21 protein-coding genes and 3 pseudogenes are annotated in these 18908 nt (G+C 58.7%); 13 read left to right on the forward strand and 11 right to left on the reverse strand.

The window, feature by feature from the left end; genetic code table 11:
* Nucleotides 1-1340: 1340 nt before the first annotated feature.
* The 4 genes and pseudogenes from AC1D1Z_RS25630 to AC1D1Z_RS25645 all read left to right on the forward strand — a co-directional run bounded on the left by AC1D1Z_RS25630 (nucleotide 1341) and on the right by AC1D1Z_RS25645 (nucleotide 2446).
* Nucleotides 1341-1541, forward strand: coding sequence for a hypothetical protein (locus AC1D1Z_RS25630; protein WP_477851934.1), 201 nt, complete (start codon nucleotides 1341-1343; stop codon nucleotides 1539-1541).
* Between the two features lie 78 nt (nucleotides 1542-1619).
* A pseudogene (locus AC1D1Z_RS25635) lies at nucleotides 1620-1718 on the forward strand (IS5/IS1182 family transposase); the annotation flags it as partial.
* Between the two features lie 196 nt (nucleotides 1719-1914).
* Nucleotides 1915-2157, forward strand: coding sequence for a type II toxin-antitoxin system ParD family antitoxin (locus tag AC1D1Z_RS25640; protein WP_028739446.1), 243 nt, complete (start codon nucleotides 1915-1917; stop codon nucleotides 2155-2157).
* Nucleotides 2154-2446: pseudogene (locus AC1D1Z_RS25645) on the forward strand (type II toxin-antitoxin system RelE/ParE family toxin). The gene AC1D1Z_RS25640 and the pseudogene AC1D1Z_RS25645 overlap by 4 nt, the downstream one beginning before the upstream one ends.
* Nucleotides 2447-2542: 96 nt before the next feature.
* Here AC1D1Z_RS25645 and AC1D1Z_RS25650 read toward each other — a convergent pair.
* A complete protein-coding gene (locus AC1D1Z_RS25650; RefSeq protein WP_113543138.1) occupies nucleotides 2543-3376 on the reverse strand; it encodes a helix-turn-helix domain-containing protein in 834 nt (277 codons plus the stop codon).
* Between the two features lie 302 nt (nucleotides 3377-3678).
* Here AC1D1Z_RS25650 and AC1D1Z_RS25655 point away from each other — a divergent pair, with 302 nt between their 5' ends.
* Nucleotides 3679-4572 (forward strand): helix-turn-helix transcriptional regulator, encoded by an 894-nt coding sequence (locus AC1D1Z_RS25655; RefSeq protein WP_113543160.1) that lies wholly within the window; start codon nucleotides 3679-3681, stop codon nucleotides 4570-4572.
* 132 nt (nucleotides 4573-4704) lie between these two features.
* On the opposite strand, the gene AC1D1Z_RS25660 is transcribed toward AC1D1Z_RS25655, so the two are convergent.
* A complete protein-coding gene (locus tag AC1D1Z_RS25660) occupies nucleotides 4705-5541 on the reverse strand; it encodes an alpha/beta fold hydrolase (protein WP_130723542.1) in 837 nt (278 codons plus the stop codon).
* Between the two features lie 37 nt (nucleotides 5542-5578).
* On the opposite strand from AC1D1Z_RS25660, the gene AC1D1Z_RS25665 reads away from it, so the two are divergent.
* Nucleotides 5579-5728: a hypothetical protein gene (locus tag AC1D1Z_RS25665; protein WP_245484504.1), complete on the forward strand. Its 150-nt coding sequence runs from the start codon at nucleotides 5579-5581 to the stop codon at nucleotides 5726-5728.
* Nucleotides 5729-5752: 24 nt separating this feature from the next.
* On the opposite strand, the gene AC1D1Z_RS25670 is transcribed toward AC1D1Z_RS25665, so the two are convergent.
* The 6 genes from AC1D1Z_RS25670 to AC1D1Z_RS25695 form a co-directional block, all read right to left on the reverse strand.
* Nucleotides 5753-7351 (reverse strand): MFS transporter, encoded by a 1599-nt coding sequence (locus AC1D1Z_RS25670; protein WP_018517694.1) that lies wholly within the window; start codon nucleotides 7349-7351, stop codon nucleotides 5753-5755.
* Entirely contained in the window at nucleotides 7348-7791 is a 444-nt protein-coding gene (locus AC1D1Z_RS25675) for a DoxX family protein (protein ID WP_113543135.1), read from the reverse strand. Before AC1D1Z_RS25675 ends, AC1D1Z_RS25670 begins: the two co-directional genes overlap by 4 nt.
* A gap of 199 nt (nucleotides 7792-7990) precedes the next feature.
* Nucleotides 7991-9973 carry an amidohydrolase gene (locus AC1D1Z_RS25680; protein WP_113543134.1) on the reverse strand — a complete coding sequence of 661 codons (1983 nt, stop codon included), beginning with the start codon at nucleotides 9971-9973 and terminating at the stop codon, nucleotides 7991-7993.
* Complete coding sequence (locus AC1D1Z_RS25685; RefSeq protein ID WP_112908192.1) at nucleotides 9973-10263, reverse strand: XapX domain-containing protein; 291 nt, start codon at nucleotides 10261-10263, stop codon at nucleotides 9973-9975. The genes AC1D1Z_RS25680 and AC1D1Z_RS25685 overlap by 1 nt, the downstream gene beginning before the upstream one ends.
* A 66-nt stretch (nucleotides 10264-10329) precedes the next feature.
* Nucleotides 10330-11019, reverse strand: a complete 690-nt coding sequence (locus AC1D1Z_RS25690) for a hydrolase (RefSeq protein ID WP_113543133.1) — start codon at nucleotides 11017-11019, stop codon at nucleotides 10330-10332.
* A 95-nt stretch (nucleotides 11020-11114) separates the two neighbouring features.
* On the reverse strand, nucleotides 11115-12047 hold the full coding sequence (locus AC1D1Z_RS25695) for a VOC family protein (RefSeq protein ID WP_113543132.1): 933 nt from the start codon (nucleotides 12045-12047) through the stop codon (nucleotides 11115-11117).
* A gap of 120 nt (nucleotides 12048-12167) precedes the next feature.
* On the opposite strand from AC1D1Z_RS25695, the gene AC1D1Z_RS25700 reads away from it, so the two are divergent.
* The 3 genes and pseudogenes from AC1D1Z_RS25700 to AC1D1Z_RS25710 all read left to right on the forward strand — a co-directional run.
* Nucleotides 12168-13067: a LysR family transcriptional regulator gene (locus tag AC1D1Z_RS25700; RefSeq protein ID WP_018517688.1), complete on the forward strand. Its 900-nt coding sequence runs from the start codon at nucleotides 12168-12170 to the stop codon at nucleotides 13065-13067.
* A 127-nt stretch (nucleotides 13068-13194) separates the two neighbouring features.
* Nucleotides 13195-13905 (forward strand): IS6 family transposase, encoded by a 711-nt coding sequence (locus AC1D1Z_RS25705; RefSeq protein ID WP_026242458.1) that lies wholly within the window; start codon nucleotides 13195-13197, stop codon nucleotides 13903-13905.
* Between the two features lie 254 nt (nucleotides 13906-14159).
* Nucleotides 14160-14329, forward strand: a pseudogene (locus tag AC1D1Z_RS25710) (DUF736 domain-containing protein); the annotation flags it as partial.
* 204 nt (nucleotides 14330-14533) lie between these two features.
* On the opposite strand, the gene AC1D1Z_RS25715 reads toward AC1D1Z_RS25710, so the two are convergent.
* Entirely contained in the window at nucleotides 14534-14920 is a 387-nt protein-coding gene (locus tag AC1D1Z_RS25715; RefSeq protein WP_245458259.1) for a transposase, read from the reverse strand.
* Nucleotides 14921-15122: 202 nt separating this feature from the next.
* On the opposite strand from AC1D1Z_RS25715, the gene AC1D1Z_RS25720 reads away from it, so the two are divergent.
* Nucleotides 15123-15374, forward strand: a complete 252-nt coding sequence (locus AC1D1Z_RS25720) for an FCD domain-containing protein (RefSeq protein ID WP_018517411.1) — start codon at nucleotides 15123-15125, stop codon at nucleotides 15372-15374.
* A gap of 177 nt (nucleotides 15375-15551) precedes the next feature.
* Here the strand turns inward: AC1D1Z_RS25720 and AC1D1Z_RS25725 are convergent, their stop codons facing one another.
* Nucleotides 15552-16451 carry an AraC family transcriptional regulator gene (locus AC1D1Z_RS25725; protein WP_477851940.1) on the reverse strand — a complete coding sequence of 300 codons (900 nt, stop codon included), beginning with the start codon at nucleotides 16449-16451 and terminating at the stop codon, nucleotides 15552-15554.
* 173 nt (nucleotides 16452-16624) lie between these two features.
* Here AC1D1Z_RS25725 and AC1D1Z_RS25730 point away from each other — a divergent pair, with 173 nt between their 5' ends.
* The 3 genes from AC1D1Z_RS25730 to AC1D1Z_RS25740 are packed head-to-tail and all read left to right on the forward strand — an operon-like array spanning nucleotide 16625 to nucleotide 18707.
* Nucleotides 16625-17383, forward strand: a complete 759-nt coding sequence (locus tag AC1D1Z_RS25730) for an SDR family NAD(P)-dependent oxidoreductase (RefSeq protein WP_115156435.1) — start codon at nucleotides 16625-16627, stop codon at nucleotides 17381-17383.
* A gap of 29 nt (nucleotides 17384-17412) precedes the next feature.
* Nucleotides 17413-18087, forward strand: coding sequence for a glutathione S-transferase family protein (locus tag AC1D1Z_RS25735; protein ID WP_113544536.1), 675 nt, complete (start codon nucleotides 17413-17415; stop codon nucleotides 18085-18087).
* Nucleotides 18088-18113: 26 nt separating this feature from the next.
* Nucleotides 18114-18707, forward strand: coding sequence for a cysteine hydrolase family protein (locus AC1D1Z_RS25740; RefSeq protein WP_477851943.1), 594 nt, complete (start codon nucleotides 18114-18116; stop codon nucleotides 18705-18707).
* A 10-nt stretch (nucleotides 18708-18717) separates the two neighbouring features.
* Here AC1D1Z_RS25740 and AC1D1Z_RS25745 read toward each other — a convergent pair.
* A partial coding sequence (locus AC1D1Z_RS25745) for a transposase domain-containing protein (RefSeq protein WP_196236936.1) occupies nucleotides 18718-18908 on the reverse strand: 191 nt, incomplete at its 5' end.

Below are 18908 nucleotides of genomic sequence, written 5' to 3' on the forward strand. Positions count from 1 at the left end.
GGCTGTGGATATGTCGAAGTCCACCGTACTTCGGGCTGTGGATATGTCGAAGTCCACCGTACTTCGGTCCACGATAACCGTACTTCGTTCTGTCGGCGCCGTACATCATTCCGTCAACTGCCGTACATCGTTCCGTCAAAACCGTACTTCGATCCCAAAGCGCCTTGTAAGCTACTGATATAGGAAGCTTTTTTTACCCTAAAACTAGAATAAAACTTCTTTCTTTTAAAACTATCGAAACTTAGAGAAAACGCTGACGCTGACATTTTTTAAATTTTTCGCATTTTTAAAAAGGGCGTTAGCAGTGCAAGAGAACCAGATTTGTCGTAGCTCCGTATTTAGCCGACGCCAAAAATGAAGCACCCCTGGGGGCCGTCTGCCCCCAGACCCCCGAGGATACTTGCCAAAGGGTTAGGGAAGGGCGGTTGGGTAGGTTTTGCAGAGGAAACGAGAGGTAGGTCGGCTGGGGACGCAAAACGCTGACCTGCCCCCAAGACATAAAAAAACCTTGCGCCGGCTTTTTCCCCCAACCGCCCGGAGCGCATGTCTCTCAGGATGCTGGGTTAGTTGTTAACTCTCAACATGGTGTTGCGTGGCCCTTTAGTCAACCGATATGGACGGCCACCGCCGCTCCAGGTGCGCCGGCCATTCCTGTCCCGCAGCGGGGTCATCTCCAGACTCCGTAACCATCCAATTCCTCCAGCGCATAAGAAGCCGATCCGGGCTGCTGAAACTGAAGCAAACAATCGTTTTCGCGGCTGAACCGCGCAGCCATCTTACAAAAGCCGAATTGGCTAAAGCTTTACGTGCATAAGCTACTTATCATATTCCATGGCGAGCAGAAATGGACGGACCGATAATTTTCAGGATGCAGCGATAACGACAATTGCGTCCTGTTCATATATCTARATGAGTAGTGGTTAATTCCRAAGGAAGTTCGGAAMTTCCAAAATACGCAGCTGCCGGTGCAATGTAGTTTCGAGGCGCCGGCAACKTAMAACGATATTTRTTCAAAACAAAACAWGCAAAAATRGGAGGAKAGGTCGTGAACYATCGGAGRATTGTTCTTGCGCGCTTTGCGCAAGCGTTKGCTTGCAACAGGAMTCATTCKGCGTGCACCCGCTCAGGCGCCGGGAAGAATTCCACCACCTATTGTGCAGATTCATGCGAGACGCTCCTGATGCCGGACATCGGCAAATAATGGCGCGCGAGGGGTTGCGCGCRGCCGAGGCAATCTGTGTCGATGYGTAATGGCTCGAGGCTTGCATGCAACCCCTACCATATCCACCCATTGTCGAAATTGTTCACGCTGCCTTTCATATGGCAGAGCGGAGGCTAMGATGACCACGGCATGTGATGAGAAACATATSGAATTGAAGCCGATTTCGAGCTGCAGACGAGAAGTCGAAGTCGCGATGGTGGAAATGCTCGTCAGTTTGCAGAAACGTGGATGGTCGGCYGCGGAATTGGCACTGGCGCTCGCAGATGCCTCCGAAGATCTCGTCATGMTGATTGCGACCAAAAGGCTTCGACCGAATTAGGTCGTGGTGACGATTTAACGATKTGGGATTCCGCCGGAGGCGCAAATCAGATTCAAGGCTGACTTTTGGAGATCGGCCGTGGATTGTGATGCGCTTCSGGATGGCCAGTGGGAACGGATCAAGGATTGTKTGCCRGGSGGCACGAAGGGCAAACGCGGCCCGCGCACGAACAACCGGGGGTCGGAACAAGAGCGGTGCGAAATCGTACGATAGGGCGAACGGACCGAACGCCCATGTTGCACTTGGTGTAGATCTCCAAGTCATTGAAGTTGAGTGCTATCGAGATGAACTGTTCCGCAACTCATCGGAGGCGTTCGAGCTTTTGACAAACTTTGCCAAAATCGGCTAAGTTGCCTTCAAATGGAGGTTATCAATGGCCACGATGAACGTATCTCTTCCAGGCCCGATGAAGGATTGGGTGGAGGCYCAGGCCAGGACAGGGCGATATTCGAATGCTAGCGACTACGTGCGCGACCTGATCCGACGCGACCAGACGCGAAACGACAAGATCGCCGCCATGCAAAGCTTCGTCGAGGCCGGGCTCCAAAGTGGTGTCGGCATCCGATCAAAGGATGAACTCTTTGCTGAAGCGATGGCTCGTGCCAGCAAGTCATGAGTTTTAAGCTTTCTGCCGAAGCGGAAGAGGACATTATTGCGATCGCCGAGCAAGGTGCCGTATGTTCGGGGCAGGCCAGGCAAAGCGATACCACAATGAACTTTTCGCATTATTTGATCTGATAGCTGTCAATCCACGCATCGCGCGCGAACGGGATGAGATTGATCCGCCCATTAGAATTCATCCCTTCAAAGCGCATCTAATCGTTTATCGGATCGAAGATGATGAGACAATTTTTGTAATACGAATTCGCCACGCGCATGAAGATTGGGCAAGTGAATCAATTTAGCGCACCGGATGGAGCTGTGGGATTTGGTGTGTCTCAGGTTCGAATCGGGTCAAGAGCTTCCGGTTCGAACGAATCTTCCAAGAGGGCTCGTCTGGATCAGGCGTTCCGCCGCCAATTGCCAGGCGTGGTGCCGACGATACCTGCAAAGACGCGCGTGAAATGGCTTTGGTCCGCGAAGCCGCAGGCGATGGCCACTTCGGCGAGCGGAGTATCTGAGTTGCGCAGGAGGTTGCGGGCACGGTCTATTCGCTCACGAAGAACCCATTGATAGGGCGTCATACCGATCGTCTCGCGAAAGGCGCGAATGAAATAGCCGCGCGACAGATTGCACATCTGCGCGACTTCGGAAATTGACACGTTGCCGTCGAGGTTCTCAAGAAGCAAACCTTTCGCCAGATCCTCATGCGTCCGCGAAAGGCTGCCCGACCTATCGGAGGCTACCGTTGGCCGGCCGCCGTAACGCTGGACCAGGTAGGTTCCGATGGCCGTCGTCATTTGCTCGACGAACAGCGCGTTGGCCTCGTCTGGCTTTTCGAGTGCCGGGATCAGCGCCCGAGCGAGATTGGCAAGCACAATATCTTTTGACGCGGTCTCAACTGACAGCGACGTCACGCCGGGCATTTCAGCATCATCGGCAATCTTGCCGAGGGACGCTGGTGAAATTTCAAACAACACGAAATCGAAAGGACCGCGGAGATCCGCCTTGTAGGCTTCCGAAAGGTTGCGAATATAGATCGAGTTCTCGGTAAAGTCGTGAGCTTCCGCACGATGTTCGTGGAAGATGCGCCGCGTGTGGCCACCGAGCGAGGAAACCCCCACGACGAAACCTCGATCGCTTGCCGGTGTCATAACCTGATCGAGTTTAGTGTTGACTGTCGCCTTCCGAAAGATATCGATGTCTGAACCAGGTAGGCTTTGGTTGATCGACAACTGCTTCAACGAGCACCCGAACCCGTCGGTCGAGTTTCCAGTGGAAGATTGGTGGCGGAGGGGGAGAACTTGGACCACGACGCAGTTCTTTCATTTTTAGACACTCGAACACGGGACATGCCGGCTTGGTAGCTTTCCCACGCTAAGTTGCCACACGACAATTTGTTAAATCGGCCCCGCGAGGATCCTTTTGTTCAATATTGCCGTTTGAAATCTGTGTAGGAAACTTTGAAGCGCAGCATCTCGTCGGGACGGCTATACAGTCCCCAGCCAGGATGATCGAGACACATGTGAGTGAAGCGTTGACGGTCAGTGAGAGAATTGCGGCGTGTTTTGGGATTAGTGCTGCAAGGGCGCTGGCAATCAGGCCTCTTTACGAGGCAAAGCTCGCTGTCGTCCATCTCGAGCACTCCTATGACAATGGCGAACATACAATCCTCCTGCCGGCTGATGACGCCTTTCTGGTCATGCTTTATCTCGTCGACGTTGATCATTGTGACGTCCGCCCGGACGGTGCACGGACACCTCTGAAGGCCTATTCCAGAGGTTCTATGTGTCTTATCAGTCTGAGGAACGGCGCCGCAATTTCTGTTCGTGGCCGCTTCGAAGCACTCGCGTTTCATATCCCAAGCGCGCTTTTTATCGAGCTCGCTGAGGAAGCAGGCGAGCCGCGTATTGATGACCTCATAACCTGCCGCGGGATTGACGATCAGGTGGTCCGCAATATCGGCGCTGCACTGATACCGATGTTCGACATGCCGGACGAAGTCAGGGACACACTGCTTCCTCATATCGGATTAGCGCTAAGCGCCCATCTTGCGCATCGTTATGGGCGGTCCCCCATCCAGCACCTTTCGGGCACCGGTCAACTGTCTCCGCTGCAAGAAAAGCGCATCAAGGCGTACATAGCTGCGAACCTATCAGGCGGCACACCGGTCGATAAGATCGCCGAAGCGTGCGGGTTTTCAGTCGATGAGCTCTGTTCCGGATTTTTGAGCACGACCGGGCAGTCAGTTTCGGAATGGATCGCGTCATATCGAATGAGCAGAGCCCAATCGCAACTGAGCAGAACCGGTGAAACTATTGCCCGGATCGCTGCAGAGTGCGGCTTTCCTGACGAAAATGAATTCGTCGCAACCTTCACGAGGGCCGAGGGAGTGCCTCCTGCGGCTTGGCGCTTGCGCAACCGACACTGACGGAAACACAATCGCGCAGCACTGCTCTTGAGCTAAGCTTCAGAACAGAAAACTCACGGCGATGGCCATATTGGTCGAGCTTGTGTGGCCGGATCCGGGTGCGGCCGAAACGGCCTCACCCGGACAGTCCAATTAAGCCTGGACAAATGCCAAGAGGTCGGCGTTCAGGACATCGGCATGGGTTGGCAGCATGCCATGCGGATAACCCTGATAGACCTTCAGGGTGCCGTTCTGCACCAGCTTGACGGAAAGCTTGCCGGCGTTGTCGATCGGCACGACCTGGTCGTCGTCGCCGTGCATAACGAGCGTCGGAACAGTGATTGCCTTCAGGTCTTCCGTCTGATCGGTCTCGGAGAAGGCCTTGATCCCGTCGTAATGGGCCTTGGCACTGCCCATCATGCCCTGCCGCCACCAATTCTGGATAACGCCCGGATAGACCTTGGCGTCAGGGCGGTTGAAACCATAGAACGGACCAGTGGGAAAATCGATGAAGAGCTGCGCGCGGTTCTCAGCTACGCCCTGGCGGATGCCATCGAACACTTCCATTGGCAAGCCGCCGGGATTTGTCTCGGTCTTGAGCATCAGTGGCGGGACGGCGGAAACCAGAACGGCCTTGGCAACGCGGCCAGCGGGCTGGCCAAACTTTGCAACGTAGCGGGCAACTTCTCCGCCGCCGGTCGAATGGCCGATATGAACGGCATTCTTCAGATCGAGCGCTTCGACCACGGCGAAGGCATCGGCGGCATAGTGGTCCATGTCATGACCGTCAGAAACTTGAGCAGAGCGGCCGTGACCACGGCGGTCATGGGCGACAACGCGGTAACCCTTCGACAGAAAGAACAGCATCTGTGCGTCCCAATCGTCCGAAGAGAGCGGCCAGCCATGGTGAAAGACGATCGGCTGGGCATCCTTCGGACCCCAATCCTTGTAGAAGATTTCGACGCCGTCCTTGGTGGTGATGTAGCCCATTCTATTGTCTCCTTTGATTGAGGTGGGGGTGGAAGAAATGTTGGCAGCAAACCCGAAAGATGTGGGGAGTGCCATGGCGGCTGCGGTGGCAGCGCCGGAAAGCAATGCGCTGCGGCGGGTGATGGAAGGAAAATTCTCGGTCATTGTCGCGTACCGTGATCCTTTGATGGTTGTGATTCGAGGGTAGTGGGGATGCCGCTCTCCCGCGTTGCTAGGCGGCCCCCGGCCGGTTGATTGTGAGGAAATGCCGGACGACCGGCTTGTCCGTTCCTGAGTGATAGGCGAGGACCTGGCCCTGTAGGTCAGCATCGGCATTTGAAACCCGCTTGTGCTGACGAAGATGCTCGGCCCAGGATTCGACCATGAACCATTCGACGATCTTTTGCGGATCGGCGGAGTCTTCCGTCACCCCCCATCCGTAGGCGCCGTCCCGGCGTCGCTCGTGGGACATCTCATCCAGCGCATGCAGGAAGGCTGTGCGATGATGTTTTTCGACATGGTATTCGATGAGGATCAGAACAGGTCCGCGGTCGTGGGCGACAGGCTCGGCTACCAAGGGTTCTGGCCAGTGATTGGACGGCACCATATCCGCGTCGCCGGCCGGCAGCTTTAAACGATGCATGATGAAGCCTGCAACGAGCAGTCCCACCGCGCCGATCAGCAGCGCTCCCGGCACCCCAGCAGCTTCACCAACGGCACCCCAGCCAAGGCTACCTGCCGTCATCGCGCCATTGAAGACGGTGAGATAGACCGCCAGCCCGCGACCGCGGACCCAGTTCGGGAGCACGGCCTGCGCTGCGCCATTCAGCGTGGTCAGGGCAGTGATCCAAGCGCCTCCGAGAAAGAGCAGAACAATGATGGCGACCCATTTCGGCGGCGCGAGCGACAAAGCGCCCATGACGAGTGCTGTGATAACAGCGGCACCGAGCAGCAGGCCATCGGCATTAAAACGTTCGCGCAGTTTAGGCATGAGCAATGCGCCGCCGATCGCGCCGGCGCCAACGGCGCCAAGCAGGATACCGTAGAAGCCTGCGTCACCGCCGAGCAATTCTCGGGCGACGAGCGGCAGGAGTGCCCAGATGGCACTGGCGAAGGCAAAGAAGATCGCCGCACGCAAAAGTACGACATGCAAGGGCTTGCTGGCGCGGGTGTAGCGCAGGCCTGCACGGAACGCGCCGAAGAAGCCTTCCGCCAATGCATCATTCGCGTTCTTTGCCCGCGGCCACCAGACGAGCGCCGCGATGACGACGAAATAGCTCGCAACATCCGCGCCATAGGTGACGCCCGCGCCGAAGGCAGCAAGGAGCAGGCCGCCGGCAGCCGGCCCGATCGACCGGGCGATATTGATGCCGAGCGAGTTGAGCGCGACGGCGCTCTTGACGTCTTCTCTCTTCACCAGTTCGGGCACGATCGCCTGCCAGGTCGGCCCCATCAATGCGGCGCCGATGCCGCCAAGGAAGGTCAGGCCGATCAGCGCACTGACCGAAAGCATGCCGGTATTTGCCAGGATCATGAGGCTTACGCTGACCGACGCGAGCAAGATCTGCACGGCGATCAGGAATTTGCGGCGATCGAGAATATCGGTGAGCACGCCTGCAGGTATCGCCAGGAGGAAGATCGGCAGGGTTCCGGCCGCCTGCACCAGCGCGACGGCCGCCGGCGAGGCCGATAGATCGGTCATGAGCCAGGAACTGGCGACATCGCGCATAAAGCTGCCGGTATTTCCGAGGACGGTTGCAGCCCAAAGAACTGCAAAGACGGGCTGGGCAAGGGGAGCAAAGCTGCTCCCGGAGGATTTGGTAGTGCTCATTTGCCAGCTCCCTTGGTCAGATCAATTGTCGCGACAATGATGAAAGCGCCAGCGAGCCCGAGATGTTCGAAGAAGGCATTGGTTGCCATCATGCGGTCCATGCCCGGGGGCAACTCCCAGAAACGAAGGGCGATAAGGGTAGCAAAGAGTGTGAACCCGGCGAGCGCCAGCGCACCTGCCCAGCGAAGGATCCCCGATACCACCATGGCCGAAGCCGCTAATTCGAAGGTGATAACGGCGACCGCGAAGAATGCCGCCGGATACAGACCGAAATGGTTCATTTCAGCGATTGCGCCCTGGAAATCGAAGAGCTTGGTGAGCGGCCCCTGGATATAGGCCGCGCAGAGAGCGAGGAGTGCGACGAACCGTGTCGCTGGTGCAGTGATGATCCGCGCAAGAGGAGAGCCCCGGTGACGGCTGGACGAAAAATGATCAATCATGTCTGCTCCTGTCGTGTTGTCGATCAAAACAAGCGGCTTTGTTTGCCGCTGGTGGAGCGATATTGGCCAGAAAGATTACTGCCAACAATTGCATCAATTATTTCGATTTAATTGCGATTTTCGCAATAAGCGATCCGATAGAGCAAATTGGGCAGCGGAGGCCGCTGCCCACTCAATGCGGGCGCGATACCGCGCGGCGTCACACGGCCCAGCAGGCACAACCAAGCGCGCCGAAGAAGCCCTTGAGATCGGCAATCGGCAGCTTCGATGTCCAGGCGCCGGCGTGGTCGTGACCATGGACATTGCAGGAACTGGCGCAACCGCACGTCGAGATCGCGGTACGGCGCAAGGAGTTCATGCCTGCGCCCTGCGGTTCGCCCCATGCCGCGTAGCCGCCGAACGTGCGCACGGGAGACCAGTCCGGCATCGCGGGAGGCACGTCGTTCTCGTCGAGTGACTTGAAGTCGCCCGCACCGAAGACGATCTTGCCGCCGACCATGGTCAACTGCGAGGACAGAAACGAGATCTCATCCTCTGGGCAGGTGAAGAAGTCCCTATCCGGCACGACGAGATCGGCGAACTGGCCCTTCTCGATGCGGCCCTTCTTGCCTTCCTCGTTAGAGAACCAGGTGACCTTCTCGGTCCACATGCGCAGCGCCGTTTCACGGTCGAGGCAATTGGCGCGGGGATAGAGCTGCATGCCGCCGACGGTCTTGCCCGTTACCATCCAGGACAGCGAGACCCACGGATTATAGGAGGCGACGCGCGTCGCATCGGTACCGGCAGAGACGTTGATGCCCTTATCGAGCATGCGCCTGATCGGCGGTGTCGCTTCTGCAACGCCGTGGCCGTATCGCTCGACGAAATATTCTCCCTGATAGGCCATGCGATGCTGCGTGGCGATGCCGCCACCGAGCGCTGCGATACGGTCGATCGAGCGATCGGAAATCGTCTCTGCATGGTCGAAGAACCAGTTCAGGCCCTCGAGCGGGATGTCCTTGTTGACCTTCTCGAACACATCGAGCGAGCGGCTGATCGTTTCGTCATAGGTGGCGTGAAGCCGCCAGGGCCAGCGGTTTTCAGCGAGGACTCGAACGACGTCCTCCAGTTCGCCTTCCATCTCCGGCGGCATGTCCGGGCGGGGCTGGCGAAAATCTTCGAAGTCCGCGGCGGAAAACACCAGCATCTCGCCGGCGCCGTTGTGACGGAAATAATCGTTGCCCTGCTTGTATTTGACCGACTGCGTCCAGTTGAGGAAATCCTGCTTCTCTTCCTTCGGCTTCTGCGTGAAGAGATTGTAGGCCAGACGTACTGTAAGCTGGTCCTCGTCCGAGAGCTTCTGGATCACCGCATAGTCGTCCGGGTAATTCTGGAAACCGCCGCCGGCATCGATAACGCCGGTGATGCCCAGCCGGTTCAGTTCCCTCATGAACTGGCGGGTGGAATTGACTTGATATTCGAACGGAAGCTTGGGCCCTTTMGACAAAGTCGAATAGAGAATGCCCGCATTCGGCTTGGCAAGCAAAAGGCCCGTCGGATTGCCGTTGGCGTCGCGGGTAATCTCGCCGCCTGGAGGGTTCGGCGTGTCCTTGGTATAGCCGACGGCACGAAGGGCAGCACCGTTGAGCAGTGCGCGGTCATAGAGATGCAGCAGAAAGACAGGCGTATCGGGTGCAATAGCATTGATCTCGTCGATCGTCGGCAGGCGTTTTTCCGCGAACTGGTGTTCGCTGAAGCCTCCGACGACACGCACCCATTGCGGAGCAGGCGTGATCGCCACCTGTCGTTTCAGCATGTCCATCGCATCGGCGAGCGACCGCACGCCGTCCCAGCGAAGCTCCATGTTGAAGTTCAGGCCACCGCGCACGACGTGCGTGTGGTTGTCGATCAGACCAGGCAATACACGCTTGCCCTTGAGGTCGACGATCTTCGTATCGGGTCCGGCAAGCACCATGACGTCCCGGTCGGTGCCCACGTCCATGAATAGGCCGTCCTTGACGGCGATTGCGGTGGCGTTCGGATTCGCGCGATCAAGCGTCGTGATCAATCCATTGTGAAGAACGATGTCTGCGTACATGGAAGCGGCTCCGGTCTTGTTGGGATCGGCGGCATTGGCCGGTGAAAACAAGTTTGAAAAGGCGAGGCTCGATGCTGCGCCCAGGAATGTGCGGCGCGTCGTCATCAGCTTTTCCCCGATGTTGAATCTACATGGGGTGGGTTCACCGCCACCACGTTTTTCCCGCCCTTCGGAAGGTGACCGAACATGTGCGGCTTGACCTGATGAAGCCAGGAGACGGCGGCAGGTTCGCGAGCCCAAATGCTCTTTGCCAGCGGCACGAGCTGCTCGCCGACAAGGATGCCGAGCAGCCCGATGAGCGCGACGACAGGCGGGGCAGGCGAGCGGACATTGAGCAGGCTGTAGATCACGCCCACCAGCAGGCCGGCACCAAGTGAAAGAAGATAGAGTTTCATGGGGGAACCTCGCGTGGTGAAGAAAATCACTCCGGCAGGACGCAGCCGGCCGGAGTGATTGACGGTTTACTTGGCAGGGTTCGGGCCGATCCGCTTGCCATGCTTGACGCGTTCGGTACCACCGTGGACATGCGTAACAGCATAATCGATGCCCATGCCGTAAGCGCCGGAATGCTCCTTCACCAGCGACGTGACCGCGTCGTAGGTTTCCTTGCGGGCCCAGTCGCGCTGCCATTCGAGCAGGACCTGCTGCCAGGTGACCGGAACGACGCCAGCCTGCACCATGCGGTCCATCGCATATTTGTGCGCATCGACGGAGGTGCCGCCGGAAGCATCCGCAACCATGTAGATTTCGTAGTCGGTATCGTTCATGCAAGAGAGCGCGAAGGTGGTGTTGCAGACCTCCGTCCAGAGGCCGGCGACGACAATCTTCTTGCGGCCATCGGCAGCCTGCTTGGCAAGTGCGTCGCGGACGTTCTGGTCGTCCCATGAATTCATCGATGTGCGCTCAAGGATGTCGTTTTCGGGAACGACGGCGAGCAGTTCCGGAAACGTGTTGCCCGAGAAGCTGTCGGTCTCGACGGTGGTGATTGTGGTCGGGATGTTGAAAATCCTGGCGGCCTTGGCAAGACCGACGACATTGTTCTTCAAGACCTGGCGGTCGATCGACTGAACGCCGAAAGCCATCTGCGGCTGCTGGTCGATGAAGATGATCTGACTGTTCTGCGGGGTGAGGACCTGAAGCTTGCTGGACATCTCGTATCTTCCTTTGACTGAGTTGAAGGTAGGTAATGGGGCAGGGAAGGCGGCACGTCTTGAAAGTTATGCCGCCGTATTGTTGGAAAGCGACGTCAGGCGGCGAGCGGTGCCAGCCCGGCCTCGATCTGGTCACGATAAGGCTCGTACCGTGCCGGCAGCTTCAAAACCTCGCCGAGGTGCGCCGTATCTTCATCGCGGTCGAAACCGGGTTCGTTCGTGGCGATTTCGAACAGGACGCCGCCGGGTGTCCGGAAGTAGATGGCCCAGAAATAATCACGGTCGATGACAGGTGTTACCTGGTAACCCGTGTCCATCAGGGCCTTGCGGACTTCGAGCTGCTTTGCGCGGTTCTCGACGGCGAAAGCGATGTGGTGCACCGAACCTGCGCCCTGCCTTGCGAAAGGTGTTTTCGGAAGGACCTCGAGGTCGATCGTATCCGCACCATTGCCGCCGGGGATGATGAAGCGGGTGACGGCACCATCCGTTTCGGCGCGCTGGTAGCCCATGAACCCAAGCAGTTCGGACGTGGCAGCGGTGTCATGCAGTCGGAACTTAGCACCGGTGAAGCCGCGGATGCCAACGCTTTCGTCGATGCCGGCACCATTCCAGGCCTTGCGGCCATCATTTTCCGTTTCGACAAGGGCAAACCCTTCGCCGTCCGGCCCGTTGAACAGGAGGCGGGCAGCGCCGAAGGCAGTGTCGGTAAGCAGGTTGACGGCTCCTTTTGCCGACAGGCGATCCTGCCAGAAGGAGAGTGAGCCCTTAGGCACTGCGAACTGTGTTTCGCTGACTTCGCCAACGCCTGGGCGGCCGCGCATTACGTCGGGAAAAGGGAAGTAGGTCATGACGGAGCCGGGGGTGCCGGCCTCATCACCGTAATAGAGGTGGTAGACGTTGGGGTCGTCGAAATTCACGGTCTTCTTGACACGGCGCAGGCCAAGCGTGTCCGTGAAGAACGCGTTGTTCTGCCGGGCATCCGATGCCATCGACGTGATGTGATGCAGTCCCTTGATATCCTTGATCATAATGCTCGCCCTTCCGCGGCTGCGTTGGTTTGTCTGGTGTGATTGAAAACCTACGCCCGTTGATCGCCGGTCAGAATTGCAATAATAATTGTCAGTGAATTGCCTCAGGTGAAATAATCAATGAACGACTACAAGCTGCTTCGAACCTTTTTGCTGGCCGCCGAGAAACGGAACTTCGCGCAGGTCGCACGCGAGCTCGACATGACCCCGGCGGCCGTCACGCGGGCGATCGCGGCCCTGGAAGAAGACCTGGGCGTGCAACTCTTCGTGCGAACCACGCGCCAGGTGTCGCTGACGACCGACGGCGCGATCTTCGCCGCCCAGATACAGCCGGCGGTGCAGGCGTTGGACAACGCGCGCAAGGACGTGATGAATACCCACAAGGCGGATCATGGCCGCCTGCGAATCAGCGCGCCGACCTGGTTCGGCCAGCAGGTCCTGCCGCCCATCCTCTCGGCCTTCAAGGAACGCTACCCGAAGATCAGCTTCGAGATCTCGCTTGCGGATGGACTCGTTGACATCATCGATGACGACTATGATCTGGCAATCCGCATTTCCGCGGCACCCTCGGACAAGTTCACGATCTGGCGCAAGATCACCGTCGTGCGCCGTATCCTCGTCGCAGCGCCGGGCAGCCGGTTTTCCGACATGAAGCATCCGAACGAGCTCATTCCAGACGATTGCCTGGCCTATAGCGGCGACAGCAAGCGGGAGACCTGGACGCTGTCGGACGGCAGTGGTAGCGCCACGATTTCTGCGGGCCGGGCATTCAGCGCCAATAGCGGAGAGGTGTTGGCGAGGATGGCGGCCGACGGCGTCGGGGTCGCCATGCTGCCCAAGTTCCATGTGGCCGAGCATCTGCGGACCGGACGGCTCGTCCACGTCCTGCGGGACTGGGCGCCGCCAGACTTATGGTTGACCCTGTATTACCCCCCGTATCAGGTGCTGCCGCCCCGTATCGCCTCGTTCTCGAAGTTCTTCGAGCAACAGATCCCGGCGTTTATATCGGTAATCGAATGAACTGAGTTTGTTTTTAAAAGGTTTTTGAAAGGGATATTGCTGCACCCGACGGGCTTGGCTTTTCAACTGGCTCTATTGTCGGTATTGCCACGTTGTTTGACTTGTCTGGGTGGGCTATTCGAGCCGGATGAATATTCCGTGCCAGATGCCGCGCCTGAAAGGCTTTCGCTTTGCCCGTGAAATCATCGCCTATGCGGTATGGGCTTATCATCGCTTCGCGCTCAGCACCGCCGACGTGGAAGACCTGCTTGCCGAACGCGGTGTCATTGTCAGCCGGGAAGCAATCCGGCTTTGGGTCAATCGCTTCGGGCGGCATTTTGCAGTTTGTGTCCGGCGAGATCGACCTGCGCCTCGCGATAAATGGCACATCGACGAGGTCGTGATCACGATCCGTGGCAAAAAGCATTGGCTATGGCGGGCCATCGACGCGGACGGCCATGTGCTCGACATTCTGGTTCAGCCACGTCGAAATGCGAAGGCCGCAAGGCGTTTCCTGCGCGGCCTGGTTGCTCGGTTCGGCATGCCAAGGGTTGTCGTTACGGACAAACTCCGCAGCTACATCAAGCCGATCCGAACCCTCGCGGCAGGCGCCGAGCATCGGGCGCACAAAGGGCTCAATAATGCGGTCGAAGTCTCGCACAGGCCGACACGAAAGCGGGAGAAGATATTTGGCCGGTTCAAGTCACCACGGCAAGCACAGAGGTTTCTCGCTGCCCACGACCAGATCAATCTGATCTTCCGGCCCCGCCGCCACAAAATCAACGCCGCGTCTTGCCGTCACGCCAGGACGGATGCGTTTGCCCTCTGGCATGACTACACCGCAGAAATGACCGTCTGAGCTCGGTCCAGTTGCTCGCGCGCAACTTGCTTCAAACAACTTGGCGATACCCCGCCTCATACTCCGCCCAGTTCGTCACTCTGAACTTCATTTTACCGATGTGATGGCGGCGGGCGGCGTTATGTTTGTGTGGCATGCTGGACCAGTCAAGCTATTTTCGATCCCCGCCGCATAGGCGCAAAACGTTGAAATTTGATCCCTGCACCAACGCCAAGGGTAGGGCTATCACGTCAAAAAGCTGATCGCTGCAACACGGCCATGTTGAGCTGGGCGCCGCCTGGCAGAAGCGCTCCACCGAGAGCGACCGCGACTACCTCTCGGTCTGGACGACCCGAGCTTCCCGGCTCCGATCTATGCCACGCTCGCTGAGGTCGAAGGCGAGGACGGCTACCAGCTGATTTGGTCTCGCCCCAACCGGGATTGAGATCCGGCGAAGGCCCCGCCACCGAGCGGGGCCTCTCCCGCTCTGACTTTTTTCCGCCGTTCTTCCTTATTGGATGAAAATGGATGGAAAAATGGAGCCTAGTATGTCATATCCCATTCGGATGGAAACGCATGGAAACGCATGGAAACGGATGGAAACGGATGGGATAATGGATGACGGCCCTTGATCTTGCGAAATTGCGTATCACGCCTGAGATCGCAGTTTGCGCCATCTTTTGCGTTTCACCTTGATCTTGTGCTTGTTTTCCAACCATTCGCCTTCACCAAAGACCTTCAGACCGGTGCTGTCCACCACCAGATGAACCGGCCTCCAGCAGGCCGTTCGCCGCCGCACTGGCGGCAAAGCCAGTCCCTTGCTCCGACGCGACAGGGTGGAGAAATCCGGCACGGTAATTTCAACTCCCATCAGCGCCGCGATACTGCGCATCAGGCCTTGGGTTTGACGCAAAGGCAATTCGTAAACAACACGCACGGTCAGGCACATCGTAATCGCCAGGTCCGAGTATTTCGGCTGGCCGCTACGAGACGTCCGGCGCTGGGCCGACCATTGAGAAAGCGCCTTATCGCTCACCTAGACAGTCAAATCACCACGCTGGCGAAGGCTTTCATTATAAGCCGCCCAGTTCRTGACCTTAAACTTYTGCTTGGCTATCTTGTGCCTACGGTCTTCATTGAACTTATGCGGCATCCAAATACCCTGGGACCAAAAACGGTCGCCTGGTATCAGATCCGCGCCGATCCACGCAACACGGCCAATGCATGGAAATTCCGAGATGGTTCGGACCCTGCAACAGATGCGCGACAAAATGTACAGGCTTTCGCGGCGCCTGCACCGAATTCATCCCGAGCGGCTGAGTTTGAACGCGCAACAGCACAGGGCAATTGTAGATGCAATTCGCGAAGGCGAGATTGATAAGTCGCGTAGGAGTATGCAGGCGCATCTGGCCTGGGGACGTGCATTCACCCTTGATCCCAACGGGCGAATGGGAGGGGACTGGCAGCGACTAACGGTCGCTGCAGGCTGATCCTAAAACTGGCGAAGGCCGTAGATTGTGTCGTCCGCGAGAGGAAAGCTTGGACTGATCGGAGGAACGTTGCGGAGGGTATTGCGCCCGACTGTTACCAACCCCAGGTTGAGCTTGCCATGGCGCGAACAACGCCAAATTCGCTCGACAGCCTGTGCTCAATAATAACGAAGCCATCTAACTGATCGTATGGTCGCTGATCGACTGCCTAAGCCTGCGAACGTCGCGGACGGGCGGAGCCCCGAATCGCCGCAGATATTCGCGGCTGAACTGAGAGGCGCTCTCATAGCCGACCGCATAGGCGACGTCGGAGGCACTATGGTCGCCGGCGAGCAGCAACTGGCGCGCCTCCTGAAGGCGTATCTGCTTCWGATACTGGATCGGGCTCAATCCAGTCAGCGCGAGAAAGTGGCGATGCAGGCTCGCACGGCTCATGCCAGCAGCTTCGCACAGAGCCTCGATCCGCAGCCGCGTATTACCGCGGTCGCGGATCCATTCGACCGCGCGGCGGATGCCGCCGATCGCGCCTTCTGGGCGGGCGATGTGGCGCAACAGTCGCCCCTGCGGGCCCTGCAGGAGACGATAAAGCAATTCGCGTTCGGCCATCGGCGCGAGCGCCGGGATGTCCGCAGGCGTGTCGAGCAACGCCAGCAGTCGCAGCAGCGTGTCGCGCAGCGGCGGAGTCATCGGATTGATCGCGATGCCGCTGCCTGGCGCGTCCGCGTCGCGCACCGCCGGCATCGTCGATGCGACCTCGGCCAGAAGTGCCGGATCAAGGACTAACGAAATCGCCACATAAGGACTGCCGTCGTCAGCGTCATGGATCTGGCCGCTCAAAGGCAGATCGAGTGCGCTGACCAGATATTGAGACGCGTCGTAGCGCAGGAGGTCGTCGTGGATGGCCACCTCTTTCGATCCCTGCAGAATGAAGCAGATCATCGAGCGGTAGAGACACGGTGACGTTCCCGAGGTCGTTTGTCCTACGCCGATTTCCAGGCGCGGGATCGGCGTCAGGGTCATTCCGGTCCGCCCGTGGCGGAGCGCGATATCGCGATGCGGCTGTAGGTTGTCGGTCATGCCAAGGAGTATGACACCATTTCTCCCATCTGCAAAGCGCTTGAGACAATTAGGCAAGCAATTGAGAGCATTAGGCGGGGCGTCGGACACAGCAATCGCCTATTTGACTGGCAGCGAATGCGACGCCTCAGCGGCGTGCCGTCTGGAAAAATCAATTCACAAGGAACCTAGCCATGTCTCAGAAGATCGCTCTCATTACCGGCGCCAGCCGCGGCCTCGGTCGCAACATGGCGCTGCATCTCGCCAAGCGTGGTGTGGGCGTCATCGGTACCTACCGAAACAGCGCCGCAGAAGCCCAGACGCTGGTCGACGAGATCGAAGCCCTGGGCGGAAAGGCAGCGATGCTGCCGGTCGACGTCACCGACACGGCAAGCTTTTCCGGCTTCGCGCAGGCGGTCACCCACACGCTGGGGACCACGTTTGGCGTCGACCGGTTCGACTATCTGGTGAACAACGGTGGCGAAGGCCTTTATGCAGTGGTCGCCGACGCGAGCGAGGACCAGTTCGACCAGATGGTCGACATGCACCTGCGCGGGCCGCTGTTCCTGACCCAGAAGCTGCTGCCGCTGATCGTCGACGGCGGGCGGATCCTCAACGTCTCCTCGGGCTTTGTTCGCACGACCATGGCGGGCTACGGCCTCTATGCCGCCGCCAAGGCGGCGATGCAGACGCTGACCAAGTTCATGGCGGTCGAACTGGGCGCTCGTCAGATCCGCGTCAACGCGATCGCGCCGGGCGCCATCGCCACCGACTTCGCCGGCGGCCGCGTGCGCGACGACAAGCATATCAACGACTTTGTTGCCGGTAATATCGCGCTCGGCCGCGTCGGCCAGCCCGACGACATCGGTGGCGCGGTCGCCGCAATCCTGTCCGATGATCTCGGTTGGGCCAACGGCACGACGTTTGACGTGTCGGGCGGCCAGTCGCTCTGATCTCTGTTCCAGCACATCGAGACACCGTCATGACCGAGCAAAACCTCACTCTCGTCAGCCACCCGCTGTGCCCATTCGTCCAGCGTGCCGCGATCGTCCTCCTCGAAAAGGGGGTGGCGTTCGACCGGGTCAACGTCGATCTATCGGCCAAGCCTGACTGGTTTCTGGCCCTGTCGCCGACCGGCAAGGTGCCGGTGCTGAAGGTGCGCCAGCTGAATGGTGAGGAGGCGATCCTCTTCGAAAGCGTGGTCATCTGCGAATATCTGAACGAGACGCAGGGTGGCGCGGCGATGTACCCCGACGATGCATTGCTGCGTGCACGGCATCGCGCCTGGATCGAATTCGCCACCCAGACCTTTACGGAGGGCTGGCAGTTCCTCCACGCCAAGGACATGGCGACCGCCGACGCCAAGCGGGCCGCCTTCCGTGATCGGCTGAGCAAGATCGAAGCGGAACTGGGCGACGGCCCGTATTTCGCCGGGCCGGACTTTGGTCTGGTCGATGCGGTCTACGCACCGCTGTTCCGCTATTTCGGGATCATTGATCCGGAAGTGGCGGACCCGATCTTTGCTGGCCTGCCACGTGTGACGGCGTGGCGCGCGGCACTTGCCGAGCGATCCAGCGTCAAGAACGCCGTGATCGACACCTATCCCGACCTGTTTCGCGACTACCTGCGCCAGCAAGGCGCGATGATCGCGGCTTAACAACCAGAATTCCAAGGAGTGATATCATGACCGACCCATCCAATAGCGCGCTGATCCTGATCGAATATGTCAACGACTGGCTCTCCCCGACCGGCGGCATTTATCCGGTGTTTCAGGACCGGGAGCAGGTCGACACCGCGATCGCCAATTCGAAGATCATCCTCGAAGAGGCCCGCCGTCGCGGCCTGCACGTGATCCACGCAGCACTGAAGTTCGAGCCGACCTTCAAGGTGCTGGGCGAGGCCRAGTACGGCCTGCGTAAGATGACGCGCGACCATGGCGCGTTCCTGGGCGAGCAGGCCGATTTCTTCCCCGGCTTCGAGCCGGCGGAAGGCGAGCATGTCGTTCGCGAGCGCGCCGGCGGCAGCAGCGTCTTCGTCGGAACCACGCTCGACGGCTACCTGCGCAACAACCGCATCAATGAGATCTACCTGTCGGGCTTTTCGCTGCGCCAGTGCGTCGAGTCTTCGATGCGCAATGCCCACGACCTCGGCTACCACACCAACGTCATCTACGACGCGTCGGCCGGCTATACCCGCAAGCAAAAGGACGACTTCGTGGCGGAGATCGCACCCTTCTACGCCAACGCTATCACCACGCAGGAAGTAAGCATACGGTGAAGGCCGCTGGTCACGCCGCTTGAGCGTCGATGGTCGGCGGTGTCCAGTTCCATGGAAGCAGTTGCTCCAACCTGGTGATCGGAGTGTCGGCTATGCGGGCGAGGATGTCGGCAAGCCACGCCTGCGGATCAATGTCGTTGAGCTTTGCCGTCATGATCAGCGTAGCCATGAAGGCGGCACGGTCAGCGCCACGATCCGATC

It is taken from the genome of Rhizobium sp. P1_E1 (genome assembly GCF_056406015.1).